Source organism: Rheinheimera mesophila, from assembly GCF_000986865.1.
GTDB lineage: Bacteria > Pseudomonadota > Gammaproteobacteria > Enterobacterales > Alteromonadaceae > Pararheinheimera > Pararheinheimera mesophila.
The window spans coordinates 39,476-66,426 of sequence record NZ_LAVS01000003.1 but is presented as its reverse complement, the minus strand read 5'-3'; the positions used below and the strand labels follow the sequence as shown (position 1 = coordinate 66,426).

The following is a 26,951-nucleotide window of genomic DNA, read 5'->3' as shown; positions in this document are numbered from 1 at the left end:
TCACTCAGTTAGTTTCGGTTGCATCAACAGATGCGTCCAGTAGTTGCAACTTGCTGTTTCGCTCTACAGTACAACCACTGCCATCGGGGATATACTCAGTGATTTCAATAGAGTCTGGCTGTACGGCAATCACCTTGCCATGAAATAAACCCAACCTGTCATTCAGGCCTACCCTGTGCATACTCTGATCAGAGGCTTCAATCAAAGCCCAGAGTTCATCTGCATGACCCAAAGTACCGCGCATGGTTAAATTGTCTGTGGCGTAATGCTCCAGTGGCTGTTTTTCGCGCTGATGGTCCAGTTGAATACAACCCGGCTGGTGCATAGGTTGCTGGTTGTAAGCCTGAGGCACAGGCAGACTGAAGGGGCTGCGTAATTCTGCACTGGTGTAAGGTAAATGCTCAAAAGCCTTCACCGGAGGCAAGGGCGGAATTTGCGCACTGGTACTGGCTTTCACTTCTGCCATAAACTGTTGAATGTCAGTCGTATCATCAAAACAGCCAGCAAGCGCCGTCAGCACCAGCAATATAGCAATCTGCTTCATTGCTTCAGCTCCTTGTATCTGTAAGTTTTGGCGACCACGCTAAAACTCTGATTGCCCTCTTCCCGGCTTTGGATCACAAAATCGTGCAAACTGACAATACGGGGTAGTTTGGCAATTTCACTGACAAAATTGCCGATCTGGTGATAATCCCCAATCACCTCTATCTGGATCGGCAACTCGGTATAAAACTCTTTTTCTATCTCAGGCATCCAGTTAATCCGCACAAACGTCAGACCGACTGAAGTACCGGCAAAGGTAATATCGTCCAGCATGCCGGGCGTTTCATGAGTCGCCGGTAACTGTTTTAATAACACCGAAAAGGTTTTTTCCATCTCCTGCATCTGTTGCTGATACAGCTCCAGATTAATAGCTTTGCCATATTTATCCCGATAATCAGAGCGTAACTGCTGCTCCTTCTGCTGCTGTAGCTCTAAATGAATACGCTGATCTTTAATCAGAAACAGGTAACTCAACAGCATGACAGCCGCAGCAACCACCAAAGCCAATGCGACTTTACCGGCCTTGGGCCAGGCCCCCATATTGTTAAAATCGATTTCAGATAAATCGATATCAGATAAGTTGATGTTCAGATTCATCCCTGTGCTCCGACTTTGGCTGCCGTTTTAGCCGCAGGTTGTGCCTGTGCTGGCGGCGGCTCAGCACCAGCTAAACGCAGATGCATTTTAAAATCGCTTAACAGACCACTGTCCTCCTTGCTGGCCTGAATAAACTCCAGTACAGGCTGGGTCAATAAAGGAGATTGTTCAATAATCCGCAGCATGCCGGACAATCTGTTGTTCGACTCACTTTTACCCGTGATCAATAACCTGTTTAATTTTTTATCCAAAGACAGCAGATAAACACCGGCAGGTACAGTTTTAGCCACTTCGTCCATAATTTGTGTGCCCAGATTTCTACTGCGCTGTAACTGCTCTATCAGTGACATTCGCTGCTGCAGGCCTGCTTTTTGTTTTTCCAGCTCTCGGATCTGCGCTATACGCAGATCAAGCTGCTGAATTTCTGTTTCAAGTAAGCTGTTGCGACTGATTTGCCCCTCCACCCGAGCCTGATACAACCAATACACCAAAAACATCAGCACAAAAGCCAGTACAGCCACTTGGGCCAATACCGTCAGATAATTGAGCTGTTGCTGTTTGCGCGCGGCTTCACGCCATGGCAGCAAATTTATTGATGCCATGAATTAAAACTCCGCATAGCCAACCCGGTGGCAATCATCAGGCAAGGGGCTTTTTCAGTAAGCTGCTGACGATTGACTGTTGCAGCTAACTCCATGTAACGGAACGGGTTAGCGACCACAGTTTGGATCGCTAACTCATCACTGATCAGTGTGTCTATGCCCTCCAGCAAGCTGGTGCCGCCGCTGATCAGGACATAATCAACCTGCTCTTTACCACTGGTAGTCAGGTACATTTGAATAGCTCGGCGAATTTGTTGCAATAACATGGTTTGAAACGGCGCCAGCACTTCAAAGCTATAACTGGGGGGTAAGTCCGCCAGAATTTTCGCCTGCTCGGCTTCTTCGTAGGTTTTATTGTAGTAATTCATGATGCTGCGGCTGTACTGCTCACCACCGAAGGCAATGTCTCTGGTGTAAAGATTTTTGTCACCTTCGACTATACTCAATAATGTCATAGTGGCACCTATATCGATGACAGCAACTACTTTTTCAGCCGCATCTTCAGGCAATTGGTCCAGACATAATTCGGCTGCACGGCTTAGAGCAGAACTCTCGACATCGATCACTTTAGCAATAAAGCCAGCCGACTCCAGTGCGGTCACTCTGGCCTGCACACTTTCAGTGCGGGCGGCACTTAACAGCACATTGACTTTACTGGGGTCGGTCTGGTTAGTTTCCAGTCGTTCAAAGTCTAAACTGACTTCATTCAGCGGGTATGGAATTAAGCTATCGGCTTCTAATTCAATCTGGCGGGCTAATTCAGCGTCGGACAAACTGGCATCCATAAAAATTACTTTACTGATCACCAGAGACCCTGACACAGCAGATGATGCATACTTAATTGATTTATCTATCTTTTTTCTAATGTTCAATAACGCATTGGCGACAGCTTCGATGTCCTGAATTTCACGATCGACCATTGTGCCCTTCAGCATAGGTTCTATTGCAAAGGCTTCTACTTTATAATGCTGGTTATGCTGACTGAGTAATACCGCTTTGACAGCATGCGAGCCGATATCGACTCCTAACATCAAGGCTTTTTTTGTCTGAAACAGCTTTTTTAGCATAGAGTCTCGTGCACAGGTCAATGATTTATATTGAACTTCTGTCAAGAGCTTAGTCGTTTCAACAAAAATTGCGTAGGCTCCACAACAGCTTTTTAAAAAACAGACTGACATTCCCGTCAGTTCCGAAAATATACATTGAGGTTAATCAGTGTCGTGGCTTAAAAAACTAATCATTCTGGTGATTGCAGGTGCTTTTTCCGTTGTAGCTTTGGTTGCGGCCAGTTACTGGTATGTCAAAGATGACTTACCCAGTGTGGCTACATTAAAAGATGTGAAGCTGCAAACACCTATGCGGGTCTTTAGTCAGGACGGTGAGCTTATTTCGCAATTCGGTGAAAAACGCCGTATTCCGTTAACACTGGAAGAAATGCCTGATTTACTGATTAAAGCTGTACTGGCCACTGAAGATAACCGCTTTTATGAACATCCGGGCATTGACGTCATTGGTATGTTTCGTGCTGCGACAGTGGTTGCATTCAGTGGTGAAGCCAAACAAGGTGCTAGTACCATCACTCAACAGTTGGCACGGGTATTCTTTCTGACCCGTGAAAAAAAGCTGATCCGTAAAATCAAAGAAATCTTTTTAGCTCTGCGTATCGAACAGGAACTGAGCAAAGACGAAATACTGGAACTTTACTTAAATAAAATCGAGTTAGGCCAACGCTCTTTTGGCGTAGGGGCTGCGGCTCAGGTTTATTTTGGTAAAAATATTCAGGATCTGACCTTATCTGAAATCGCTATTATCGCTGGTTTACCGCAAGGTCCTTCCGTATTAAACCCGGTGCGCTCGCCCAGTCGTGCCCGCGCCCGCCGTAATATAGTGCTGGGCCGTATGTTAAATGAAGGCTACATCACACAGGCTCAGTACGATGAAGCGCTGCAGGAGCCTATTTTATCCAAACTGCATGGCGCACAAATCACAGCATCAGCACCTTATATTGCTGAAATGGTGCGCCAGGAAGTAGTGGATAAATATGGCGAGGAGGAAGCCTACTCCAAAGGTTTTCAGGTATTCACCACAGTAGACTCCAGATTACAGGGCAAAGCCGTCGCTGCAGTACAAAAAAATGTTATAGGCTATGACGAACGTCACGGCTACCGTGGTCCTGTTGCCACTTTATGGCAAGCCACAGCCGCACCACAGGCCGATGGTTCAGTAAAATTTGTTGAAAAGGACCGACTGAGTGATGAAGCCATTCTGGCTTATCTGGACAATCAGGATGGCCTGGAAGATTTAATTCCGGCCGTGATCACTGAAGTCACAGGTCAACAAGCTCAGGCTATTTTATCGGGTGGACGTAAAATTACTCTGCCCTGGCAAGGTCTGAACTGGGCCCGCGCTTTTATCAGTCACGACAGACAGAGCCATCCGCCCAAAGCTGCTGCTGATGTAATAGCACCAGGTATGCATGTGCTGGTGCGTCCTGCAGGTGGCGAGTGGCGGTTGGGCCAGATCCCCGGAGTCAGTGCGGCGCTGGTGGCAATTAATCCAAAAGATGGTGCTGTGCAAGCTCTGGTGGGGGGCTATAGTTTTGCCATGACCCAATTTAACCGGGCTACACAAGCGAACCGTCAGGTTGGTTCAAACATCAAACCTTTTATTTACTCAGCGGCGCTGGAATCTAATCTGACACTGGCGACTTTAATGAATGACGCCCCCATTCACGAATGGGATGAGGGAGCCAATCAGGCATGGCGCCCCAAAAACTCACCTGAAGTGTACGACGGTGCTATCCGTATCCGTGAAGCGTTAGCGAAGTCGAAAAACGTGGTGGCCGTGCGCTTATTACGGGCTGTGGGTATAGAAAAAACCCGTCAGCATCTGACGAAGTTTGGTTTCAGAGAAAAAGACTTGCCCCACAGTGAAACTCTGGCGTTAGGTTCAGCGTCGTTAACGCCGCTGGAATTAGCAACAGGTTATGCCGTATTCGCTAATGGCGGTTATTTAGTCAAACCTTATGTTATTACTAAGATCCTGGATGATCAGAACAATCTGATATACGAACATGTGCCTGTGCCTGTTTGTTCGGACTGCGAACAACAAGATTTAGCAGCCAAAGCGGCCGCTGCTCAAGCGGCAAAAGAAGCGGCAGCCTTGGCTGAGTCTGCAGATGCAGAAGCGCTGCTGGAGGCCACTTTTGCAGAGCAAACAGCTACAACTGAACAAAGCCCGGTAACACCAACTCCTGCATATGCACCACGGGTCATCTCAGCTCAAAACGCCTTTTTAATAGCGGATGCGCTGAAAAGTTCCATTTGGGGTGGCGGTGACTGGAAAGCAGGAACTGGCTGGAACGGTACAGCCTATCGCTTAAAAGAATTAAAACGGCAGGACTTATCGGGTAAAACCGGTACAACTAACGATGTCAAGGATGCCTGGTTTTCTGGTTTTTCACCAGAACTGGTCGTCACCTCCTGGGTCGGTTTTGATGATGCAGAAAGTCGGTTAGGCAAAACGGCCTGGAATAACAATCTGGGTAAAGATCAGGTTGCCGGCAGCGAATCTGGGGCAAAAACCGCGATGCCTGCCTGGCAAGAATTTATGGGATTTGCCTTAAAAGACAAACCGCAGATTTTTGTTCAGCCACCTGTGGGCATCACTTCTGTGCGTATCGATCTGAAAACAGGTTTATTGACTCAGGCCACGGATAACAGCAGCGGTTTTGAGTTCTTTATCCAGGGCACAGAACCTAAGACCTATGTCAATTCCTCAGTACAACCTCTGCCGACACAAAACAACCAGCAGCAGGAAGAAATAGAGCTGTTTTGATCAGGCTATCTTGCGTGTCATAAAAGGTCGCTTCGCAGCGGCCTTTTTTACATCTGCTTACAACTACCACTGAATTTTCTGTGCTGAAACAAGTCTGATAACAACTCGCAGCAATTCAAGGACTTCTCATCATGAATACAAAGGCTTTATTGGATCAGTTGCTCAAGGCCGGTTCCGATTTGATGCAACAGAAATCAGCATCACAGCACAGTCACAAATCTTCCGGGTCCTCTTCGGTCGGTCATTTAATGTCCGGTTTTGGCGGTGGAGCTTTATCTGGTGGTGCCTTGGCTATGTTACTGGGTTCAAAAAAGGGTCGTAGCCTGGGCGGAAAAGTCATCACCTATGGCGGCTTAGCCGCACTGGGGCTGCTGGCTTACAAAGCCTATGGCAACTGGCAACAGCAGAATAAAGGCACTGTAGACCAGCATGAACCTCAAACTGTAGACCGTTTGCCTGCTCCTCAAGCCGAACAACACTGTCATGCGATTTTAAAAGCATTAATTGGTGCAGCCAAAGCCGATGGTCATATTGATCAACAGGAACGCCAGTTGATCGACAGCGAAATTGCCAAACTGACGTCGGATTTCAGCCTGCAACGCTGGTTTGATCAGGAACTGGCCAAACCTTTAGACCCAGCCGATGTTGCCAGTGCAGCCACTACAGAGGAAATGGCGGCGGAGATGTATCTGGCAAGCCTTTTGGTGATCAACGAGCAAAACTATATGGAAGGGGCTTACCTGCAAGAGCTGGCGCGTCAGTTAAAACTGCCCCCTGAGCTCAAAGCTGAGCTGGATTTTCAGGCCAAGCAGGCGTTAGCTGCTTAACTTTTGGCTGCGGTAAAAAGCAAAAAGCCGGATTCAAAAGTCCGGCTTTCTCTTGTGGAACAGAACAATTCAGAGTGCTTCAAACCACAGCTTGGTGGCATCCAACGCTTCTTTCACTCTGTCAGGACTGGTACCGGCTAAAGAGGCGCGTTTGGCAAGTCCAGCTTCGATGGTCAGGGCTGCGTAGACATCCTCGCTGATTGAAGGCGAGACCTGCTGCATTTCGGCTAAAGCTAAAGCTTCCAGCGGTTTTTGCTGCTTCGACGCCACCAGCACCAGCTCCCCAGACAGTTCATGAGCATCACGGAAGGCAATGCCTTTGCTGACCAGATAATCAGCCAGGTCAGTGGCATTGCTGTAGCCAAGCTCAGCCGCTAAACGGCAACGCTCCACATTCACCGATAAATGCGGCAGTACTGTCGCCAGTACCAGCAGGCATTGTTGCCAGCTTGCCATCAAATCAAAAAAGCCCTGTTTGTCTTCCTGCATATCTTTGTTGTAGGCCAAAGGTAAGCCTTTAAGGACATGCAAAATAGCCACTAAATGACCTAAGACACGGCCGGTTTTACCACGTAATAACTCAAACACATCAGGGTTTTTCTTTTGTGGCATTAGTGATGAGCCGCTGCTGATGGCATCACCGAGTTTAAAGAAAGCCGCTTCGCCTGAGCAGAAGAAGATCACATCTTCGGATAAACGCGATAAATGTGTCATGCACAAAGATGCAGTAGCGGATAGCTCCACCACATAATCGCGGTCCGACACTGCATCTAAGCTGTTGAGCGCCGCAGATTGAAAACCCAAACGCTGTGCTAAAGCGCTGCGGTCGATTTGAATGCCAGTACCGGCTAAAGCGCCACAACCTAAAGGACAAACATCCATCCGTGCTAACGCATCGTCAATCCGGCTTAAATCGCGTTTTAACATTTCGATGTAGGCCAAAGCCCAGTGACTGACCAGCACAGGCTGGGCTCGTTGCAGGTGAGTAAAACCCGGCATCACAGCACCAAAATGGGCGTCCGCAAAAGTGATCAATGCACCAATGGCGTTGATTAAGGTGCTGCGAACCTGTTTGGCATTCAGTTTGGTCCACAAGCGTAAGTCGGTCGCCACTAAGTCGTTACGGCTGCGGCCTGTGTGTAGCTTTTTTGCGACCACACCAATTTTTTGCTGCAACTGAGCTTCCACCCAGCTATGAATATCTTCTTCCTGCGTCTGCAATGGCAGCTTAGGATTAGATTCCACAGCCAAAGCTAAATCCGCCAACGCATGATCCAGTTGCTCTGCTTCAGTGGCAGTAATAATGCCCGCCTCCAGCAAACCTGTGGTCCAGGCGCGGGAGGCCTGAATATCCTGTTGCGCCAGCAGATAATCAAAACTTAATGAGTCATTAAATTCACTAAACTCGGCCAGACTGGCTTCGGTAAACCGACCACCCCACATCGCCATGATAAATACCCCAAAACTGTATTAAAAAAGCGGCCCGGTCGGGCTGCCCTGAACTTCAGACCAAAAATTACTGACCTGCTTTTGTGTGCAAAGCACGAATACGGCTGGCTAAGCTATAGAGGCGGATAAAACCTGCCGCATCTTTTTGGTTGTACACTTCATCACCTTCAAAAGTGGCAAAGGCTTCAGAGTACAGGCTGTTCGGTGAACGGCGCTGCGTTACAGTCACGTTGCCTTTGTACAGTTTGACCACTATGTCACCTGTCAGTTGGTCAGCTAAAGAAGTCGCTGCAGCTAACAAAGCATCTTTTAACGGCGTAAACCAACGGCCATCATAAACCAGTTGAGCAAACTCTAAGCCCACTTCTTCACGGTATTTTAGTGAAGTGCGGTCATAGACCAGAGACTCCAGTGCACGTAAGGCTGCCACTAAAATAGTGCCGCCAGGCGTTTCGTAACAGCCACGGGATTTCATACCCACTAAACGGTTTTCAACAATGTCGATACGGCCTACGCCATGCTCCGAACCTATAGCGTTCAGCATTTCAATGGCTTTGACAGGAGCTACCACTTCACCATTTATTTTGGTCAGTTCGCCTTTTTCAAAACTCAATTGAATATGTTCGGCTTTATCCGGTGCTTGCTCCGGAGATTTAGTCCACATCCAGATTTGGTCTGATGGCTCATTCCATGGGTTTTCAATCTCACCACCTTCGTGCGAGATATGCCATAAGTTGGCATCACGGCTGTAAATTTTGGTGGCAGAAGCTGTGGTTGGCACATTTTTTTCAGCCAGATAATTCAGCAATGACTGACGAGAGTTAAATTGCCATTCACGCCATGGCGCTATCACTTTTAACTGCGGCGCTAAGGCAGCAAACGCGCCTTCAAACCGTACCTGATCGTTACCTTTACCAGTACAACCATGGCATAACGCATCAGCACCTAATTTCAGCGCCAGCTCCACCTGAGCACGGGCAATTACAGGGCGTGCCATTGAAGTACCCAGTAAATACTGGCCTTCATACACTGCACCTGTTTTTAAGGTGGGGTAAATCACTTCTTTGATCAGTTCTTCACGCAGGTCGACCACATAACAGGAGCTGGCGCCTGACTTAATGGCTTTTTCTTCCACACCAGCCAGTTCTTCATCACCCTGACCTACGTTGGCGACAAAAGCTATGACTTCACAGTCATAGTTGTCTTTTAACCAAGGCACAATCGCTGATGTGTCCAAACCACCTGAATACGCTAACACTACTTTTTTGATACTCATGTCCAACCTCAACTAAATAAACTGACTAATACGGCATTCTGAGCGTGCATACGGTTTTCTGCCTGTTGCAACACTAAGGAATTATCACTGTCCAGCACTTCGCTGGTCACTTCATGCCCACGATGTGCTGGCAGGCAGTGCATAAAATGTTTGACGGCTAAACGCTGCATCACTGCAGTATTGATCTGGTAAGGCGCAAACAGGTTTTCCACCAGTTTAGGGTCGGCCTTCGCCCCCATCGACAACCAGGTGTCGGTGTAAATCGCATCAGCACCGGCGGCTGCTGAGACGTGCTGACTTAACGTCAGTTTAGCGCCGCTTTTTTCTGCGATGGCCTGAGCACGTAACAATACATGAGCATCAGGACCAAAGCCCTGTGGTGTGACCACAGTCAGCGTCATGCCCATAATGGCAGCACCTAACATCAGCGAGTGGCAGACATTGTTACCGTCGCCAACAAAAGCCAGATGCACCTTGCTTAAATCGCCATAATGCTCTTTTAAGGTCAGTAAATCGGCCAGCGCCTGACAAGGATGGTACAAATCACTCAGTGCGTTAATCACTGGTTTTTTGCTGCTTTGTGCCAGTTGCACTAATGTTTTCTGAGAATAAACCCGCGCCACTATGGCATCACACCAACAGGCCAGATTACTGCCAAAATCTTCTACGGATTCGCGTACGCCCATAGCTCCGTTTTGCTGATCCAGATAGACACTGTGACCACCTAATTTATTGATCCCTACATCAAAGCTGACTCGGGTTCGCAACGAAGGTTTTTCAAACAACAAGGCAATGCTTTTGCCTTTGAGTGCAGAGCTGTACTGCTCTGGGTTTTGTTTGATCTGAAGCCCAAGCTCCAGCAGGTCGGATAATTGTTTCTGGTCTAATTCAGCTAAACATAAAAGCTGGGTTAATTTACTCATAAAAACACACTGCATGTCCGCTAAGCGGCATCCTTATCGTTGCAACACACCCTTATGGTGTGTTTTGTTTCGGGATCAATAGACTCATCAAATCAATTGATGTGGCTATATACCCAAAGTAATTGAAGTTGCAGCGAGGCGACAAGGGCGTGAGACCCCAGGAGCATAGTGACCTATGCGCAATTGGATTGAAGCGAGAACTCTCAATTCAAACCAACCATCATAGACCCACAAACAACTGGGGCGAGAGCACGCAGTCTACAAAGCTGCAGCTTCAAGAACGAAGGGTATACACGATGCAAGTACCTACTGCTTCTTGTTGCATCAACTTTAATAAATCGTCCGGATGCTGCCATCCTGCCACTGTAATATTACGTTTCAGTGCCTGCGCGGTTTCGAGCGCGGCATCCAGTTTTACTTTCATGCCGCCTTTAATCACACCATCATGCACCAGTTGCTCTGCTTCTGCGGCAGTTAAAGTGGGGATAAGCTGCATATTGGCGTCGAGAATACCTGGCACATCGGTCAGTAAAACCAGTTGGCCCTGCACCAGCTGACAAATAGCAGCGGCTGCAATATCTGCGTTTACATTTAACAGCTGGCCTTCGGCACTTAAACCAATGGAGCTGAACACTGGAGTAAAACCCTGAGCTAACAAAGTAGTCAATAACAGTGGGTTGCCTGCTTTGGCTATACCCACAGCACCCAATTTATGATTAATGTCAAACTCCAGACTGCCACCTGCAGCCAGGCTTAAACCTACAGGATTTAATCCCTGCAACGTGGCGCGGGCCACCATATCTGCGTTGACAGCACCGTCTAAAGCACCGGTGATCACCGGCATTTGTTCGGCTGGTGATACCCGTTGGCCATCAATTTTCTGCGTCTCGAAGCCAAATTTAGCCAGCCACTGATCGACCTGATCACCACCGCCATGCACCAGTACGATCGGATACTGAGTTTTCAGCTCGGCACAAACTTTTAATAAGGCATCTAAAGCGGCCTGATCCTGTAATAAACGGCCACCCATTTTAAGAACTAAAGGTGTCTGGCTCATTCTGCTGCTCCTGCAAATAAACCTGCGGTTTCAGGTGCACCAAATTTAATATTGGCTGCCTGCATCGCCTGAGCAGCAGCACCTTTGAGCAAGTTATCAATAGCGGACACAATCACCAGTTGCTCACCGTCCTGTTGCCAGTGGATATCACAAAATGGTGTGCCAGCCACATCAGCCACATTGGGCGAATGATTGACTAAACGTACTAATGGCTTGGCAGCGTAAGCCTGCTGGAAAGCAGCAGCGACCTGCTCTGCATTAACACCAGATTTTAAGGTCACCACGCTGGTGGCCAGAATGCCACGCTTAAAGTTGCCTAAATGAGGCGTAAACACTACTTTGCGGCCCAAATTCTGTTCGATTTCAGGTCTGTGTCTGTGTTGAAAGAAACCATAAGCATTCAAGCCCACTTCACAAAATGAGGTGTTTAACGCTGCTTTACGGCCAGCCCCTGACACACCACTGGTGGCGTTAATCACAGGAATACAACCATCGGCCACTAAACCTGCTTTTAACAAGGGCAATAAGGCCAGCGAGCAAGCCGTTGGGTAACAACCCGGCACGGAAACCAACTGTGGTAACGGCTTATCTAACCATTCCATTAATGAATACACAGCTTGATCCAGCAGCTCCGGATGCTGATGCTCATAACCATAATACTTCGGGTACAAAGCCGGGTCTTTTAACCGGAAAGCGCCGGATAAATCGAACACAGCTATGCCTTTGGCCAATAATAAAGGCGTCACCGCTTCGCTGGCTTCGTGCGGTAAAGCTAAAAACGCCACATCCAGTTTGTCAGCTAAGTCTTCCACTAAATCGTCTGTCCACGGCTGAACCTGGATATCTACAACGCCCTGATAACGTGGATATAAATTAGAAAAAGGCTCAGCAGCGCGGCCAGCGGATGCAAAAGCGTAACTCAACTCAAAATACGGGTTCCGTGCCAACATCACGGCCAATTCAGCGCCGCTGTAGCCGGCAGCACCTAAGACAGCACTGCGCAGTTTGGTGGTAGAGGAAGTGGATTGAGTGGACATAGGTCGCTGAGTCTCCGAAAACAAAAATAATAAATGAAGGCCACGCCAAAAAAGTGTGGCCAGTGTAGTGGCTTCGCCATGCAGTTTCAAGAATTATTATGCTGAATTAGTGAATTTTTATTTTATTTGATTCATAAACTCAAACAAAGCTGGTCGAAACTGCACAAAGAGCACAGCTTAGACCAAAATAGTTAAAGGCAGAAGTCATACATAGCTGTACAGCTCACCTCATAAACCTACAGCTTCGCCCTGAGGGTCAATGCTCTGGCCGGGCAGACTGCTGAGTGCATCAGCTAAGCTTGAATAAAAACTCAAAATACCGGGTAAAGGTTGCACCCTGGCTTTGGCCAGCGTTTTGAGCGGTTGAAAGCTTAAATCTGTCACCAGTAAATGAATGCCCTGCTTTTCCGCCAGACTGACCAGCTTGGTAAAGGCTGAGAGCCCGCCCGCATCCATCAAAGTCACAGCATCCATCACTAAAATAGCGCCTTGCTGCTGTTTGAGTTTGAGCGACAACTCGCCAAAAACCCGGTCTGCTGCGGCAAAAAACAAAGGGCCGCTAATGCGAAATGCTTTCCAGCCTTCAGGCAAAGGTTCAGAAAGATATTTTCTGTTATGGCTGATATCAGCAACGCGGGTCATATCCGCCACTTGTTTCACAAAGAAAAAGGCCGCGATCACCATGCCACAGCTAATGGCAATGACCATATCAAACAGCACAGTACAACCAAAACAAATCAGGAAAATAATAATATCGTTACGGGGTGCCGTTTTTAACAGATGCACAGCTTTGGGCGCTTCACTCATATTCCAGGCCACCACCAACAGTAACGCCGCCATAGCCGCCATAGGCAAATAAGCCAAAACAGGGGCCAGCATCAGCAAAGCCAATAACACCACCAAGGCATGAACCATAGCTGCGACCGGCGATTGGGCCCCTGCCCTTACATTGGCTGCGGAGCGGGCTAAAGCAGCCGTCGCAGTAAAACCTCCTAAAAATGGCGCTACTATATTGCCAATACCCTGACCTAATAATTCACTGTTGGCGCTGTGCCTGCGTCCTGTCATCCCATCCAGTACCACGGCACACAGCAAAGATTCAATGGCCCCCAGCATGGCCATAGCAAAAGCTGCTGCCAATAAGTCTTTCACCAGTTGAGTGCTGAATTCTAACGCCTGACCATCAGGGCCTGGCTGTAACCAGGGCCAGCTGAATTCAGGCAGTACAGCCGGAATGCCCTGTCCTAAAGAACCATCAGGCAACAGATAACTAAATCGGCTGCCTATGGTATCCAGCTCCAAACCAAAGTGGGCCAACGCCATGGCTAAACAGGTCGCTACCACAATAGCAGGTAAATGCGGCGGTAAAGGCAGTTTGAGTTTAGGCCAGAGCAGCATCACAGTTAAAGTGACAGCAGCCACCAGCAAGGACGGCCAATGCAGATCAGGCAAAGCCAAAGATAATTGCTGCAGTTTTTCCAGATAGTGTTCAGATAGTTTGTCTATCGGTAAACCAAACACATCTTTAATTTGTAAAGTGGCAATCACCACAGCAATGCCGCTGGTAAAACCTAAGGTGACAGCTTCGGGGATGTATTCAATAAAACGGCCAAACCGCAAAGTGGCCATGATAATCAGCATCACCCCAGACAAAATGGTGGCCAGCAGCAGCCCTGCCAGGCCATAACTTTGTGCCACAGGGTACAAGATCACCACAAAAGCCGCGGTAGGCCCGCTAATGCTGTAACGCGAACCACCAGTCAAGGCTATCAAAAAACCTGCGATCACAGCGGTATACAAACCATATTGCGGCGCTACACCACTGGCTATCGCCAGTGCCATCGCCAGTGGAATGGCAATGATGCCTACAGTGATCCCCGCCAGCAGATCCAGTTTAAAAGTGCCAAAGCTATAGCCTTCGGCAAGGCACTCCCGCAGCGCATGACCAATACGCAAAGAAAACAAATAAGAGCGGTGCGACATCTGAATCTATCCGGTAGCCAAATACCAATTCAGTGTAACTAAGTTTGGCGACTAAGGTATTGATGCCGAACAAAGATTTAGTTGTTTGGGACTAAAGTATAAGTACACACTGGCTGATAGCTGACGCCAGAGTTTGTGCTGATGGAGTGATACAAAGCCACTTCAGTGCAAAGCAGGTGCAATGGCTCAACAGTTAAAGGAAAAGCATAGCCAGACTGAAACTTACGGGCAAGGGTCACATGAGGTACAAAAACTTCCGGCACAGGCGCATTCAGATAGGGCAAAGCCAGTTGCTGCAACTGCTGTTGCAATAGCAGCAAAGCAGCAGGCTCAGACAACCCCAGATACAACACTTTGGCCTTACTAAACTGATTTAACTGGTTAAAACAAAGTTCAATTGGACGGACATGTCGCAGCAGCTCAAGGCTTTGTGTCCATAATTGCTGCTGTACTGAGGCCGCTTGCTGGCCTAAAAACACCAGGGTTAAATGCAGATTATCGGCTGGATGCCATTTGGCATCCGGACACAGTTCATGCCGCTGATAAGCCCGCAATAGCTCCTTTTGTTGCGGGCTGAACTTCAAACTTAAAAAGCATCTGTCGTTCATCAGTTTAATGGCTTCATGCCACAGCAGCTTGTGGCCTGACACCTAACAAGTGGCAAATGGCGTAGGTCAGTTCACTGCGGTTTAAGGTGTAGAAATGAAAGTGATTCACCCCTTCACGGCTTAATACTTTGACCATTTCCATGGCTATATTGGCAGCGACCAGATTACGGGTGGTGGCGTCCTGATCCAAGCCTTCATAGGCTTTATTCATCCAGCCCGGTATAGCCACATTGGTCATTGCAGCGAATTTTTGCAACTGCTGGAAATTAGTCACAGGTAAAATGCCCGGTACTATTTCTACATCTATACCGACAGCAGCGCAGCGGTCGCGGTAACGTAAATATTTTTCCGGTTCAAAAAAGAACTGGGTGATAGCACGGGAAGCACCAGCATCGACTTTGCGCTTTAAGTTCAGTAAATCAAACTGAGCATTGGGCGATTCAGGGTGCACCTCAGGGTAAGCCGCCACTGAAATATCAAAGTCGGCCACTGAACGTAAAATTTCGACTAAATCCGCCGCATACAAAGCTGGTTTTTCTTTGTTGCCCGGCGGTAAATCACCGCGCAAAGCAACAATATGCCGAATGCCATTGTCCCAGTAGTCTTTGGCAATTCGCTCAAGTTCGCTGCGGCTGGCATCGACACAAGTTAAATGTGGTGCAGCTATTAAGCCGGTGCGTTGTTTAATCGACTTAATAATGTCGTGGGTACGGTCGCGTTCACCTGAATTGGCGCCATAAGTTACAGAAACAAAAGACGGTGCCAAAGGGGCTAAGCGTTCAATCGACTGCCATAAGGTGTTTTCCATTTGCTCGGTTTTTGGCGGGAAAAACTCAAAACTGACGTTGACCTTACCTGCTACATCCTGCAGGTTGCGATTGATGGACTCTAAATACTGTGCGCTGACAAAAGACATATTATTTCTCACTTTACCCAGGCTGCGGCCTGAGCCTGACTATGTTTAGCTGCTTTGGCAGCGGCAATTTTTTGTTTGGCTAAAATGGCTAAGTCGGCATGCACACCGCCAGCCGTGACCTGACGACCAGCGCCCGGGCCTTTTAATACCAAAGGATTCTGTTGATACCAGTCGGACTCAATGACAAAAATATTGTCACAAGGCAAAATGGCCGCCAGCGCATCCGTCTGTTCTACCGCCACTAAAGACACCCTGGCCTTAGCCTTGCCTGCTTCAATCTTTAAATCGGCGACATAACGTAACACTTTACCCGCCGCCTTGGCTTGTTGTTGCAGCGCGGCCAGTTGCTGATCCAGCACCTCGCGTCCAGCCCAAAATTCTTCTATGCTGCCAGTGCTTAACGACGCTGGTAATAAAGGCTCAAGTTCAATCTGGTCAATATCCAAAGCTAAATCCAGCTCACGGGCCAGTACCAGTAATTTACGTTGTACATCTTTGCCTGATAAATCATCGCGAGGGTCTGGTTCAGTCAGGCCTAATTGCTGCGCTTCCAACACAAAATCGGAAAAGGCTTTGCTGCCGTCAAATTTCGCCAGTAACCAAGACAAAGTACCGGAGAAAATACCGCTGATGCGCTGTACTGTATCGCCACTGCTTTTTAATTCCTGCAATACACGTTGTACCGGTAAACCTGCACCTACAGTGGTATTACTCAGCCACTGCACCTGTTGCTGTTCAGCCGCTAGTTTAATCTGTTGATACTGCGCCAGTGGCAAAGTCACCCCTTGCTTATTGGCGCTGATGAGGTCTAAACCTGCGTTGATAAACTGCGGATAACGCTCAGCAAAAGCACGGCTTGGCGTTAAATCCACCAACACTTTAGGTTCAGGTAACTGCTGCAGTGCCAGCTCCAACTGAGCTTCTGTATAAGCAGGAGCCAGAGCCAGCGCCTGTTGCCAGTGGTGAATATCAATGTTTTCAGCAAACAGCGCTTGACGGGAATTCAATACCCCCGCCAGTTTTAACTCAATTTGGCCAGCAAAGGCCTGTTGCTGTTTTGCCAATAAAGCTAAAAACTCAGCGCCTACATTACCTGTACCAGCGACGACCAGATTCAGTTGTACTTGAGTGGGCAGCAATAACTGATGCAGCTCGGTCAGTTCTAATGAGGTTAAGGCAGGTTGAAATAACCATAAAGCCAGTTGCTCATCTTCAAAATGAAAAGCGGCTTGCTGACGGTCTAGCCAACGCCCTGCTGCCGCATTGACTTGTTTCTGCTGACGAGCTGCAGGCTTAACCCAAACTACAGCATGAAAAGCCTGCGGATTGACCCGGGCAAACACTTGCTGTCCCGCCAGATAACTTAATAAGCTGTCGACCTGATGGCTGGCGACTATCCATTGATCCGCAGCTTTAGGCGCTGCAAACACGGTAATGTGTAAAGCTGAAGCCACAGTTGCAGCAGTTAACTTGCAACTTGCAGGCACAGTCACTAATGCCGCCTGGGGTAAGTCTGTTAGAAACTGCACTTCAATAGCGGCCTTTTGGCTAACTTTGCAGCCAGGGTGATTCGGCTCAAAACTGCTACGCACTATGAGATCCGCAGGTGCATCCAATAAAGGACTTAAAGTTTTGGCATGCAATACCGGGTTACCCAGTTGAGCCAAAGTGAAAGCCTGTTGCCATGGTACCTGACGGTAAGCCCGGGCAGACGGCACTTTGCGTGGGTCAGCGCTGTAAATAGCATCCACATCAGTCCAGATATGAATCGCCTGAGCTTTGACTAAACGACCCAGAATAGTGGCAGAATAGTCACTGCCATTACGGCCCAAAGTGATGCTATTGCCTTTTAAATCACGGGCTATATAGCCTGTTACTACCTTAATGCCACTGGTTTCAAAAGGCGCCAGCCATGACGAAGACACCTCGTATTGCACTTCACTGCCATCCAGACGCAAAAAATCACGGGCATCAATAGCAGTGGCAGTCAGGCCTTGTTGGTTCAATAAAGCCGCCAATAATTGACTGGATAAACGCTCACCTATCGCTAATACATCGTTGAATTGATTGGCAGCTAAAAAGCCCGGCGCTTCAGCCAGCCAGCCTTGTACTTGGCTGAGAAGCACAGCCGCATTTTGTTCATTTAAGGTGCGCTGAATAAGTAAGCCAAGTTTTTCATTCAGTTGCTGTAACAATGTGGCAAAAAGCTCTGGTTGTTCACGACTGTCAATTAAGGCTAATAATTCATCCGTGGTATCGCCGGGTGCTGACACCACCACCCAGGCTTCTGGCTCTTTGGCCAGAATAGCGGCAACGGCGGAAAACCGCTCAGCACTGGCTAAGCTGCTGCCGCCAAATTTATGCACTGTATTTTTTGGATTAAAAAAACTACTCATCACTCACCACCTACCACAACACACTCAGTGCCGGGTTTAATCTGAATTGCTGCTGTGCGCTTTTCTCTGCAGCAGTTGCAGATCCTGACCGTACGCTTGGTGTTTTAGCCTTTTGCTGTACTGCAGCTTCAACAGCAGCAAAAGCCTGCGCCAGATCAGCGATTAAATCCTGCGCGTCTTCAATACCTACAGATAAACGAATCAAAGTCGGGCCTATGCCTGCGGCTTTTTGCGTAGCAGCATCTAAAGAGGCATGCGTCATAGAACCCGGATGGCAAATTAAGCTTTCAATGCCACCTAAAGACTGAGCCAAAGTAAAACACTGTAGGGCTTCAAAAAATACCGCTAAATAAGCTTCATCGGCAGCCAAATCAAAACTTAACATAGAACCAAAACCGTGCTGCTGTGCTTTGGCAATGGCATGACCCGGATGATCTTTTAAGCCAGGGTAATAAACACGGCCTACCAATGGCTGTTTTTGCAGGAAATCGACTACCAGCTCCGCATTGTGCTGATGGTGTTTAATACGGGGTAACAAAGTACGCAGGCCGCGTAGGGTCTGATAAGCGTCAAAAGCACCACCTGTCACACCTAAACAATTGGCCCACCATTTCAGCTCATCGCCCACTGCGGCGTCTTTGGCAATCAAAGCACCACCTACGATGTCGCTGTGGCCGTTAATAAACTTAGTGGTGGAATGCACGACTATGTCAGCCCCTAAAGCTATAGGATTTTGCAAAGCCGGCGATAAAAAGGTGTTATCCACCACCAAAATCGCATTCAGTGTTTTCGCTAGCTCTGCAGTGGCTTTGATATCAGTAATTTGCAGCAATGGATTACTTGGGGTTTCGACCCAAATCATTTTAGGCTGCGCTGCTTTCACTTGATCTGCCCAGTCGGTTTGCTGGAAATTCACCACCACCAGCTTAAAGGCTTTTTTGCGATTCGCTAAATTCAGGAATAAACGATAACTACCGCCGTAACAGTCATGGGGGATCACTAAGGTGTCTTCAGGGCCAATCAGTTGTAGCGCCAACAGGCAGGCAGACATGCCAGTGCCGGTAATTAACCCCTTAGCCCCACCTTCCAGCTCTGCCAACGCATCACCTAACAAATCCCGTGTTGGGTTATTTGAGCGTGAATAATCGTATTTGCCCGGTTGTTTAAAGGCTTTGAGTTCATAAGTTGAGGTTAAATACAAAGGCGGCGTCACAGCACCATAGGCGGAGTCCTGCGCTATTCCGGCACGGGCCGCTACTGTGGCTGAATGTGGTTTGCTCATAAAAAACCTCAATTTTAGATGTTTAGACGTCTAAAAGTATACTCAGCAAAAATAAGAAGTCAAAACATTTAGACGTCTGTACTATTAAATCTTGCACAGAGTTTGTACTCAGGAGTATAAAGAAGTAAAATTTCGCTTAATTACGTTTACGTGCGCGACAACGTAGCAAAGGTCAGCAGACCCTATAACTAAATCTAATCAAGGTATCCCTATGGCAAAGTGGAATGGTGAGTATGTTCACCCTTATGCGGAACACGGAAAGAAGTCCGAACAGGTGAAAAAGATCACAGTCTCTATCCCGTTGAATGTATTGAAAGTATTAACAGATGAAAGAACCCGCCGCCAGGTGAACAACCTGCGTCATGCCACCAATAGCGAATTATTATGTGAAGCTTTTTTGCATGCCTTCACGGGTCAGCCGTTGCCGGCAGATGAAGATTTACGCAAAGACAATCCACATCAAATTCCGCTGGAAGTGCGTAATATTCTGACCAGCATGGGTAAGCCGATTCCTGTGATCCAGGAAGCAGAATCAGACGAAGAGTAACACCGGGTCAGAGCCTTGGCTCTGACCCACAGATCAGCTTGTCAATTCAAACCAGATTGTTCAATCCGGAGCGAATACCTTACATTGGGGTCAGAACTAAAGTTCTGACCCCATATAATTTTCAGGCATGGGCAAACGCGCCACTCCTGAGGCCACGGCAGCTTCGGCTACAGCGCGGGCGACACGGGATAATAACCTTGGGTCCATTGGCTTTGGAATAATATAATCGGCACCAAATTGCAGTTTATCCACTTGAGCCGCAGTTAATACCGCCTGAGGCACCGGCTCTTTGGCAATAGCCCGAATTGCCTGCACGGCCGCCAGTTTCATCTCATCGTTAATCACTTTAGCACGCACGTCCAAAGCACCACGGAAGATAAAAGGGAAACACAATACGTTGTTGACCTGATTCGGGTAATCCGAACGGCCTGTCGCCATAATTAAATCACTTCTCTCTGCATGCGCCAGTTCAGGTTTAATTTCCGGATCCGGGTTCGAACAGGCAAAAATCACCGGTTTATCCGCCATCAGTTTTAAGGTTTCGGCCGGTAAAGCATCGGGTCCTGAGACGCCCACGAATACATCAGCACCTTCCATGGCTTCTTCCAGCGTACGTTTGTCGGTATTGTTAGCAAACAGCTCTTTGTATTTGTTCAAATCGTTACGGCGGGTGTGGATCACACCTTTGGTATCAAGCATATAAATATGCTCGCGTTTAGCGCCACATTTAATCAGCAGCTCCATACAGGCGATAGCGGCAGCACCAGCGCCTAAGCAGACAATCACAGCGTTGCCGATGTCTTTGCCCTGAATTTCCAGCGCATTTAATAAGCCCGCGGCAGTCACTATGGCCGTGCCGTGCTGATCGTCATGAAACACCGGAATATTGCAGCGCCTGATCAGTTCTTTTTCAATCTCAAAACACTCAGGTGATTTAATATCTTCGAGGTTAATACCACCAAAGGTATCCGCGATATTCGCCACTGTGTCGATAAACTCTTCTGTGGTGCGGTGCGTCACTTCAATATCAATAGAATCGAGGCCAGCAAAACGTTTAAACAACAAAGCTTTGCCTTCCATCACAGGCTTAGACGCCATAGGGCCTAAGTTACCTAAACCCAAAATAGCAGTGCCGTTGCTGATCACCGCCACCAAATTACCTTTGCCGGTATATTTATAAACATCGTCTATATTGTTGGCGATTTCACGCACTGGCTCAGCCACTCCAGGGCTGTAGGCTAACGCAAGATCTTTAACGGTTTCAGCGGCTTTACTGATTTCAATACTGATTTTGCCCGGTTTAGGCTCGGCGTGGTACTTCAGCGCCTGTTCTCGAAAATCTGACATAAGTAGAGGTTCCATGAGTAGGTAAGTAGGATGCCCTGTGGGCTAGTTTCTTATATTTGTTGTGAGTTGTGGTGCAACCCAAAAGGTGGCTCATTCTAAAGAGCAAGTTTGCCCTTTAGAACCACTAATTTTCAGATCGTACCAGTATAAAGCCACAGTACTGCAGCACTCATTCCGATGCTTTCTCTGCTCCGTCAGGCATGAGACATACCTGCGCGAAGCTGGCTGTCGAAAACTTCGACAATTGAGCTATGCACCTCTGTTATAACAAGTTTAACTCAGAGCGCCAATAGCTCCCCTAAAACTGGACAGACCTCTTCAGACTGAAATTAACAACTATGCAGTTTTTCGGCATTTTTAAGCAGATAAAGATGCAGGCTCTTCAGCTGTTTATGCATAAAGCTCAGCCAATGAGATAAATAATTCATTAATTTCAATCAGATAGAACCAGTCTGTTTAAATATCAACCAAACAAGCTATGCAGATAATAAAAATATCTGGGTCACTAAGCCTCGTTCAAACAGCGGCTAATCTCTTTATGGAATAAAAACCAATATGCATATAACTATTGACGATTAAAAGTTCAGCAGGCAGAATAAAATTTATACGTCATTTCTGTCTTTTTACCACGCCCTGTGGTGACAGAAGCATTTCTTCCAACTCAAGTCTTATCACACCTGAGTCGCTGTGAATTAGTGTACGAAAACACTATCAGTTTTATAGTTTCAGGTCCCTGCGACAGGCTTATTACTTGAGGGCTCTGCATGGAACATAATGTCTCCTTAATTACCACTATTGCCGCCGCTTTTGGTCTGGCTTTAATTTTAGGTGTGATAGCTGCGCGCCTGAAACTACCCGCTTTGGTTGGCTATTTGCTGGCTGGTATCATCATAGGCCCGGCGACTCCGGGTTATGTTGCGGATCTGCATATCGCGTCCCAACTGTCTGAAATTGGTGTGATGCTGCTGATGTTTGGTGTTGGTTTGCACTTTTCGGTTAAAGATCTGATGTCGGTCAAAAACATCGCAGTGCCGGGTGCCATAGTGCAAATGGGTTTAGCTACTTTGCTTGGCTTTTTTGTCGCTCAGTCCTGGGGCTGGAGCTTTGGCGAAGCTTTGGTGTTTGGTTTGTGTTTATCTTGTGCCAGTACAGTGGTGCTGTTAAAGGCACTGGAAGCCAAAGGCGTACTGGAAAGCAGAAACGGCCAGATTGCGGTCGGCTGGCTGGTGGTGGAAGATTTAGCCACAGTCTTGGTGCTGGTATTACTGCCACCTTTAGCCACTTTGCTGGGCGGCACCGCAACAGTTGCGACCGAAACAGGTCCTTTATGGTGGACTATCAGCCAGACCTTGCTGCAAGTTGCTGCCTTTGTGGTGTTGATGCTGGTGGTAGGCCGCAAAGTGTTCCCCTGGTTGTTATGGCAGGTTGCCAGCACTGGTTCACGTGAACTATTTACTTTGGCCGTGATAGCCGGAGCTATCAGTATCGCTTATGGTGCGGCAGAACTTTTTCATGTGTCTTTTGCTTTAGGTGCATTTTTTGCCGGCATGGTAATGCGGGAGTCGGAGTTCAGCCACAGAGCAGCTGAAGAGTCTTTGCCGCTGCGAGACGCCTTTTCCGTATTGTTTTTTGCCGCTGTAGGTATGCTGTTTGAACCAGCGATTTTGCTGGAGCAACCGCTGCATGTACTGGTAGTACTGGCCATTATTGTAGTGGGTAAGTTTTTTGCGGCTTTTGTGCTGGTATTGCTGTTCCGCTACCCGCTGAATTCAGCACTGACAGTGGCTGCCAGTCTGGCACAGATAGGTGAATTCTCTTTTATTCTGGCAGGACTTGGCATGACACTGGGTTTATTGCCGCAGGAAGGCATGAGTTTAATACTGGCCGGAGCCCTGTTGTCTATCGCACTGAATCCATTACTCTTTGCTATAGTGTCGCCATTAAATAGCTGGGTATTAAAACGCTCAGCTTTGGCGCGTAAACTGGATAGCAGAACAGACCCTTTCAGTGAGCTGCCTATGGATACAGATAGAAAGTATCTGGAAAATCAGGTGGTCCTGGTCGGTTATGGCCGTGTGGGCCGCAGGATAGCGGCAGGTCTGTCGGCACAGAATATTCCTTTTGTGGTCGCAGACAAAAACCATGACAGAGTGGAAAAGTTGAGGGATCAAGGTATTCCGGCTGTGTTTGGTGATGCCACCGAAGTCGATGTATTGATCCAGGCGCATATTCTGCATGCCGCAGTACTGGTGATTGCCACCCCTGAAACTATAGATGTGCGTAAAACAGTACAAAGTGCCCGCCTGGTTAATCCTGGTATACAGGTGATATTGCGCACTCATAATGAAGATGAAGTAGAACCGCTAAAGCAGGAACAACTGGGGCAGGTCTTTTTAGGTGAGGATGAGCTGGCTCAAAGCATGACTCAAGCTACTCTGGCATATTTTGCCCCTGCAGCAAAAACACCTGGTCATTAATCTTCCGCCTGAGTGGTAAAAAAAGGGAGTGCAATGCACTCCCTGTTTAATTGGATCAGGATTAAAGCGAAGGCGTATTTTCACCCTCTTTTTCGATCACTTCAGGCAATAAATCCTCACGGCTTGCACCCAGGAATACTGCGATTGAACTGGCAACGAAAATAGACGAATAAGTACCTACAGCAATACCAAATAACAGCGCTGCGGCAAAACCGTGTAACAGAGGTCCGCCCATATAAAACAAGGCCACCAGTGATAAGGCGGTAGTACCTGAGGTGATAGTAGTACGGCTTAACGTAGAGGTAATAGCGTCGTTGACCGTTTCTTCCACTGTCGCATCCCGTAACTTACGGAACATTTCACGGATACGGTCAAAGACTACTATGGTGTCGTTAATGGAGTATCCGACTAAGGCCAGCAAAGCGGCCAGCACCGTCAGGTCAAATTCCATCCCGGTAATAGCAAACAACCCCATAGTGACAATTACGTCGTGCACCAAAGCCATTACAGCGCCTACTGAATAACGCCATTCGAAGCGGAAGGCAACATACATCATGATACCGATAAAGGATGCCAATAACGCCAGCATACCGTCTTCTTTCAGCTCATCACCTACTGAGGCACTGACGTTTTCAACGCGACGCTTGGTGACAGTCCCCTCTTCCACTTTCTGGATCACTTCGATGATCTGGCTACCCGCTTGCTCGATGTCCTCACGAGGAGCAATGCGGATCATGACTTCAGTGGTGGTACCAAAATACTGCACTATCGCATCAGGAAACCCATTATCTGCCAGCGCATCCCGAATTTTGTTCAGGTCAGCCTGCTGTTCAAAACCTGCCTCGACAACTAAACCGCCGGTAAAATCCAGACCAAAGTTAATACCTTTAGTGAATACAGCGAATAATGAACCTAATACCAGCAGGGTAGAAAAAACAATAGCTGGCCACTTAAAGCGCATAAAGTTGATTGGTTCTTTAAAATGAAGGAGTCTCATCATAATTCCTTATATAGGTAACTTATCAACTTTACGGCCACCCCAGATCAGATTGACAAACAATCTGGAGACTGTGACAGCAGTGAAGATCGAAGTGATAATACCCAAAGCCAAAGTGACAGCAAAACCTTTGACCGGACCAGAGCCTAAACCAAACAGTATTAACGCGACCAGGAAAGTCGTGATATTCGAGTCGGTAATAGTGGCAAAGGCTCTGTTATAGCCTTCATGGATGGCTTGTTGCACCGAACGCCCTGCTTCAAGCTCTTCACGAATACGCTCGTTAATCAATACGTTGGCATCTATCGCCATCCCTATAGTTAACAAGATACCCGCCATCCCAGGTAAAGTCAGAGTGGCACCCGGCACCATAGACAACACGCCAATCAGTAGCACGACGTTACTGGCCAGCGCCAGGTTACCCACCATACCTACGCCTTTGTAGTACACGCCCATAAACACAACAGTCAGGATCATCCCCCACATAATGGCGTTGGTACCCAGCTCGATATTTTCCTGCCCCAGGCTTGGGCCTATGGTACGTTCTTCTACAATCTGAATAGGAGCAATTAAAGCACCGGCTCTTAATAACAGCGCCAGATTTTGCGCTTCAGCAGGACTGTCTACCCCGGTAATCCGGAAGCTGCGACCTAAACGCGCCTGAATAGTGGCGACGTTGATCACTTCTTCTTTTTTCTCAAGAATAGTGCGGCCCTGGGCGTCTTTTTTATCCGTCGGTTTGTATTCGATAAATACAGTCGCCATCGACTTGCCTATGGCTTCTTTAGTCGCTTGCGAGAAGGTGTTACCGCCTTTGGCATCCAGGTCAATATTCACCTGAGGACGGCTGTACTCGTCGTAGCTGCTGTTGGCACCGATAATATGGTTTCCTGTCAGCATCACACGTTTTTGCAGCAATACCGGACGACCCTGACGGTCGGTATACAACTGGGCATTCGGTGGTACACGACCATCCAAAGCGCTCTGTAAATCACCTGCTTCATCTACCATTCGGAATTCAAGTGTCGCTGTTGCGCCTAAAATTTCTTTGGCGCGGGCTGTATCCTGTATCCCTGGTAATTGAACGACAATACGTTCAGCGCCCTGACGCTGCACTAAAGGCTCTGCGACCCCAATAGCGTTTACCCTGTTGCGGATAATGGTAATGTTCTGCGCCACGGCATCTTCACGTAAGGCTTTGATTTTCACTTCGCTAAACGCGGCGATCAGAGTCAAATCATCAGCCTCAGTAAAGGTCATATCACGGTCTTTACCGCTCAATAAAGTTTTAGCGGCCGCTAAATCTTCAGCACTGCGGAAACTCAGATTCACCCGTAAATTGGCCACATCTGCTGTCACAGCTCGGTAACGTACTTTACCTTCGCGTAAATCTGAGCGGTAGGCCTGTACCAAATCGTTAACGTTTTTTTCCATCGCGGTTTTCATGTCCACTTCCATCAGGAAATGCACACCACCCCGTAAATCCAGACCCAGTTTCATTGGGGCTGCACCTATAGCATCCAGCCAGGCTGGTGTTGCTGGGGCAAGATTTAATGCGGTGACAAAGTTATCTCCCAGAACTTTGTTAGCCAGCTCACGAGCTGCCAACTGATCCTCGGTATTTAAAAAACGTACCAGCAACTGGCCTTTTTCTAATACAGCAGACTTGGGAGTTAAACCTTGTTCGGTAAACGCTTTTTGCAGTTGATCCACAGTTTGCTGGGTGACATCAGCGCCGCGGGTTGCATTGATTTGTAAAGACGGGTCATTGGGATACAAGTTGGGCAGGGCGTACAGCATGCTGACGCCCATCACGATGATCACCAATAAGTACCGCCAGATGGAGTTCTGGTTTAACACATTAAAATCCTTTTACAGTGATTTCATCGTGCCTTTCGGCAGTACGGCAGCGATAGCTGACTTCTGCACTGTGACTTCAGTGCTGTCGTTTAATGCAATAGCGACAAAATCTTTATCTTCTGCGATTTTGGCGATACGACCAACCAAACCCCCCTGAGTCAGTACTTCGTCGCCTTTGCCCAAAGCAGCCATCAGATTTTTATGCTCTTTGACACGTTTGGCTTGTGGACGGTAGATCAGGAAATAAAAGATCAAACCAAAGGCCACCAGCATGATCAGTAAATCCCAGCCACCGCCTTGTGGTGCTGCAGCCGGAGTATTCGCATATGCATTGGCAATAAATAAACTCATTACATGTCCCCTAAAGTTTTAAATTAAAAAGTTAAAAAT

22 protein-coding genes are annotated in these 26,951 nt (G+C 47.8%); 4 read left to right on the top strand and 18 right to left on the bottom strand.

Going from position 1 to position 26,951, the window contains the following annotated elements:
- Nucleotides 1–4: 4 nt before the first annotated feature.
- From SD53_RS02300 to SD53_RS02285, 4 genes are read right to left on the bottom strand one after another with little or no spacing between them, the layout of a single operon-like run.
- On the bottom strand, nucleotides 5–544 hold the full coding sequence (locus SD53_RS02300) for a pilus assembly protein PilP (RefSeq protein WP_046518609.1): 540 nt from the start codon (nucleotides 542–544) through the stop codon (nucleotides 5–7).
- A complete protein-coding gene (locus SD53_RS02295; protein ID WP_046518608.1) occupies nucleotides 541–1,140 on the bottom strand; it encodes a type IV pilus inner membrane component PilO in 600 nt (199 codons plus the stop codon). The genes SD53_RS02300 and SD53_RS02295 overlap by 4 nt, the downstream gene beginning before the upstream one ends.
- Entirely contained in the window at nucleotides 1,137–1,742 is a 606-nt protein-coding gene (locus tag SD53_RS02290) for a PilN domain-containing protein (protein ID WP_046518607.1), read from the bottom strand. Before SD53_RS02290 ends, SD53_RS02295 begins: the two co-directional genes overlap by 4 nt.
- Nucleotides 1,730–2,809 (bottom strand): pilus assembly protein PilM, encoded by a 1,080-nt coding sequence (locus tag SD53_RS02285; protein ID WP_046518606.1) that lies wholly within the window; start codon nucleotides 2,807–2,809, stop codon nucleotides 1,730–1,732. The genes SD53_RS02290 and SD53_RS02285 overlap by 13 nt, the downstream gene beginning before the upstream one ends.
- 148 nt (nucleotides 2,810–2,957) lie before the next feature.
- Here SD53_RS02285 and SD53_RS02280 point away from each other — a divergent pair, with 148 nt between their 5' ends.
- Together SD53_RS02280 and SD53_RS02275 are read left to right on the top strand one after the other, a co-directional pair.
- Complete coding sequence (locus SD53_RS02280; RefSeq protein WP_046518605.1) at nucleotides 2,958–5,579, top strand: penicillin-binding protein 1A; 2,622 nt, start codon at nucleotides 2,958–2,960, stop codon at nucleotides 5,577–5,579.
- Between the two features lie 131 nt (nucleotides 5,580–5,710).
- Nucleotides 5,711–6,406, top strand: a complete 696-nt coding sequence (locus tag SD53_RS02275; RefSeq protein ID WP_046518604.1) for a tellurite resistance TerB family protein — start codon at nucleotides 5,711–5,713, stop codon at nucleotides 6,404–6,406.
- A gap of 69 nt (nucleotides 6,407–6,475) precedes the next feature.
- On the opposite strand, the gene argH is transcribed toward SD53_RS02275, so the two are convergent.
- The 10 genes from argH to metB all read right to left on the bottom strand — a co-directional run bounded on the left by argH (nucleotide 6,476) and on the right by metB (nucleotide 19,333).
- Complete coding sequence (gene argH, locus SD53_RS02270) at nucleotides 6,476–7,855, bottom strand: argininosuccinate lyase (protein WP_046518603.1); 1,380 nt, start codon at nucleotides 7,853–7,855, stop codon at nucleotides 6,476–6,478.
- A gap of 67 nt (nucleotides 7,856–7,922) precedes the next feature.
- A complete protein-coding gene (locus SD53_RS02265; RefSeq protein WP_221621808.1) occupies nucleotides 7,923–9,137 on the bottom strand; it encodes an argininosuccinate synthase in 1,215 nt (404 codons plus the stop codon).
- A gap of 2 nt (nucleotides 9,138–9,139) precedes the next feature.
- A complete protein-coding gene (locus SD53_RS02260) occupies nucleotides 9,140–10,054 on the bottom strand; it encodes an ornithine carbamoyltransferase (protein WP_046518601.1) in 915 nt (304 codons plus the stop codon).
- 274 nt (nucleotides 10,055–10,328) lie between these two features.
- On the bottom strand, nucleotides 10,329–11,111 hold the full coding sequence (argB, locus tag SD53_RS02255; protein ID WP_046518600.1) for an acetylglutamate kinase: 783 nt from the start codon (nucleotides 11,109–11,111) through the stop codon (nucleotides 10,329–10,331).
- The gene (gene argC, locus SD53_RS02250; protein ID WP_046518692.1) at nucleotides 11,108–12,148 is read right to left on the bottom strand and encodes an N-acetyl-gamma-glutamyl-phosphate reductase; all 1,041 of its coding nucleotides are present in this window, start codon (nucleotides 12,146–12,148) and stop codon (nucleotides 11,108–11,110) included. The genes argB and argC overlap by 4 nt, the downstream gene beginning before the upstream one ends.
- A gap of 228 nt (nucleotides 12,149–12,376) precedes the next feature.
- The gene (gene dauA / locus SD53_RS02245; protein WP_046518599.1) at nucleotides 12,377–14,131 is read right to left on the bottom strand and encodes a C4-dicarboxylic acid transporter DauA; all 1,755 of its coding nucleotides are present in this window, start codon (nucleotides 14,129–14,131) and stop codon (nucleotides 12,377–12,379) included.
- A 77-nt stretch (nucleotides 14,132–14,208) separates the two neighbouring features.
- Nucleotides 14,209–14,739, bottom strand: a complete 531-nt coding sequence (gene thpR / locus SD53_RS02240) for an RNA 2',3'-cyclic phosphodiesterase (protein ID WP_068226331.1) — start codon at nucleotides 14,737–14,739, stop codon at nucleotides 14,209–14,211.
- 13 nt (nucleotides 14,740–14,752) lie between these two features.
- Complete coding sequence (gene metF, locus SD53_RS02235; RefSeq protein WP_046518598.1) at nucleotides 14,753–15,655, bottom strand: methylenetetrahydrofolate reductase; 903 nt, start codon at nucleotides 15,653–15,655, stop codon at nucleotides 14,753–14,755.
- A gap of 8 nt (nucleotides 15,656–15,663) precedes the next feature.
- Nucleotides 15,664–18,051 carry a bifunctional aspartate kinase/homoserine dehydrogenase II gene (metL, locus tag SD53_RS02230; RefSeq protein WP_046518597.1) on the bottom strand — a complete coding sequence of 796 codons (2,388 nt, stop codon included), beginning with the start codon at nucleotides 18,049–18,051 and terminating at the stop codon, nucleotides 15,664–15,666.
- A 10-nt stretch (nucleotides 18,052–18,061) separates the two neighbouring features.
- Nucleotides 18,062–19,333: a cystathionine gamma-synthase gene (gene metB, locus SD53_RS02225; protein ID WP_046518596.1), complete on the bottom strand. Its 1,272-nt coding sequence runs from the start codon at nucleotides 19,331–19,333 to the stop codon at nucleotides 18,062–18,064.
- 211 nt (nucleotides 19,334–19,544) lie between these two features.
- On the opposite strand from metB, the gene metJ reads away from it, so the two are divergent.
- Nucleotides 19,545–19,880: a met regulon transcriptional regulator MetJ gene (metJ, locus tag SD53_RS02220; RefSeq protein WP_046518595.1), complete on the top strand. Its 336-nt coding sequence runs from the start codon at nucleotides 19,545–19,547 to the stop codon at nucleotides 19,878–19,880.
- A gap of 96 nt (nucleotides 19,881–19,976) precedes the next feature.
- On the opposite strand, the gene SD53_RS02215 is transcribed toward metJ, so the two are convergent.
- Nucleotides 19,977–21,227, bottom strand: a complete 1,251-nt coding sequence (locus SD53_RS02215) for a malic enzyme-like NAD(P)-binding protein (RefSeq protein ID WP_046518594.1) — start codon at nucleotides 21,225–21,227, stop codon at nucleotides 19,977–19,979.
- Nucleotides 21,228–21,991: 764 nt separating this feature from the next.
- On the opposite strand from SD53_RS02215, the gene SD53_RS02210 reads away from it, so the two are divergent.
- Complete coding sequence (locus SD53_RS02210) at nucleotides 21,992–23,704, top strand: cation:proton antiporter domain-containing protein (protein ID WP_046518593.1); 1,713 nt, start codon at nucleotides 21,992–21,994, stop codon at nucleotides 23,702–23,704.
- Nucleotides 23,705–23,765: 61 nt separating this feature from the next.
- Here the strand turns inward: SD53_RS02210 and secF are convergent, their stop codons facing one another.
- From secF to yajC, 3 genes are read right to left on the bottom strand one after another with little or no spacing between them, the layout of a single operon-like run.
- Nucleotides 23,766–24,701 carry a protein translocase subunit SecF gene (gene secF, locus SD53_RS02205; RefSeq protein ID WP_046518592.1) on the bottom strand — a complete coding sequence of 312 codons (936 nt, stop codon included), beginning with the start codon at nucleotides 24,699–24,701 and terminating at the stop codon, nucleotides 23,766–23,768.
- A 9-nt stretch (nucleotides 24,702–24,710) separates the two neighbouring features.
- Nucleotides 24,711–26,561: a protein translocase subunit SecD gene (secD, locus tag SD53_RS02200; protein WP_046518591.1), complete on the bottom strand. Its 1,851-nt coding sequence runs from the start codon at nucleotides 26,559–26,561 to the stop codon at nucleotides 24,711–24,713.
- 12 nt (nucleotides 26,562–26,573) lie between these two features.
- Nucleotides 26,574–26,912 carry a preprotein translocase subunit YajC gene (gene yajC / locus SD53_RS02195; RefSeq protein ID WP_046518590.1) on the bottom strand — a complete coding sequence of 113 codons (339 nt, stop codon included), beginning with the start codon at nucleotides 26,910–26,912 and terminating at the stop codon, nucleotides 26,574–26,576.
- Nucleotides 26,913–26,951: the final 39 nt, after the last annotated feature.

Excerpts from the sequence above, each read along its gene's own strand:
- argH (WP_046518603.1), bottom strand. The coding sequence starts at position 7,855 with ATGGCGATGTGGGGTGGTCGGTTTACCGAAGCCAGTCTGGCCGAGTTT.
- argB (WP_046518600.1), bottom strand. The coding sequence starts at position 11,111 with ATGAGCCAGACACCTTTAGTTCTTAAAATGGGTGGCCGTTTATTACAG.
- SD53_RS02210 (WP_046518593.1), top strand. The coding sequence starts at position 21,992 with ATGGAACATAATGTCTCCTTAATTACCACTATTGCCGCCGCTTTTGGT.
- secF (WP_046518592.1), bottom strand. The coding sequence starts at position 24,701 with ATGAGACTCCTTCATTTTAAAGAACCAATCAACTTTATGCGCTTTAAG.
- SD53_RS02295 (WP_046518608.1), bottom strand. The coding sequence starts at position 1,140 with ATGAATCTGAACATCAACTTATCTGATATCGATTTATCTGAAATCGAT.
- metL (WP_046518597.1), bottom strand. The coding sequence starts at position 18,051 with ATGAGTAGTTTTTTTAATCCAAAAAATACAGTGCATAAATTTGGCGGC.
- metJ (WP_046518595.1), top strand. The coding sequence starts at position 19,545 with ATGGCAAAGTGGAATGGTGAGTATGTTCACCCTTATGCGGAACACGGA.
- SD53_RS02300 (WP_046518609.1), bottom strand. The coding sequence starts at position 544 with ATGAAGCAGATTGCTATATTGCTGGTGCTGACGGCGCTTGCTGGCTGT.
- metF (WP_046518598.1), bottom strand. The coding sequence starts at position 15,655 with ATGTCTTTTGTCAGCGCACAGTATTTAGAGTCCATCAATCGCAACCTG.
- thpR (WP_068226331.1), bottom strand. The coding sequence starts at position 14,739 with ATGAACGACAGATGCTTTTTAAGTTTGAAGTTCAGCCCGCAACAAAAG.
- SD53_RS02275 (WP_046518604.1), top strand. The coding sequence starts at position 5,711 with ATGAATACAAAGGCTTTATTGGATCAGTTGCTCAAGGCCGGTTCCGAT.
- argC (WP_046518692.1), bottom strand. The coding sequence starts at position 12,148 with ATGTCCACTCAATCCACTTCCTCTACCACCAAACTGCGCAGTGCTGTC.
- metB (WP_046518596.1), bottom strand. The coding sequence starts at position 19,333 with ATGAGCAAACCACATTCAGCCACAGTAGCGGCCCGTGCCGGAATAGCG.
- SD53_RS02215 (WP_046518594.1), bottom strand. The coding sequence starts at position 21,227 with ATGTCAGATTTTCGAGAACAGGCGCTGAAGTACCACGCCGAGCCTAAA.
- SD53_RS02290 (WP_046518607.1), bottom strand. The coding sequence starts at position 1,742 with ATGGCATCAATAAATTTGCTGCCATGGCGTGAAGCCGCGCGCAAACAG.
- dauA (WP_046518599.1), bottom strand. The coding sequence starts at position 14,131 with ATGTCGCACCGCTCTTATTTGTTTTCTTTGCGTATTGGTCATGCGCTG.
- SD53_RS02260 (WP_046518601.1), bottom strand. The coding sequence starts at position 10,054 with ATGAGTAAATTAACCCAGCTTTTATGTTTAGCTGAATTAGACCAGAAA.
- SD53_RS02285 (WP_046518606.1), bottom strand. The coding sequence starts at position 2,809 with ATGCTAAAAAAGCTGTTTCAGACAAAAAAAGCCTTGATGTTAGGAGTC.
- yajC (WP_046518590.1), bottom strand. The coding sequence starts at position 26,912 with ATGAGTTTATTTATTGCCAATGCATATGCGAATACTCCGGCTGCAGCA.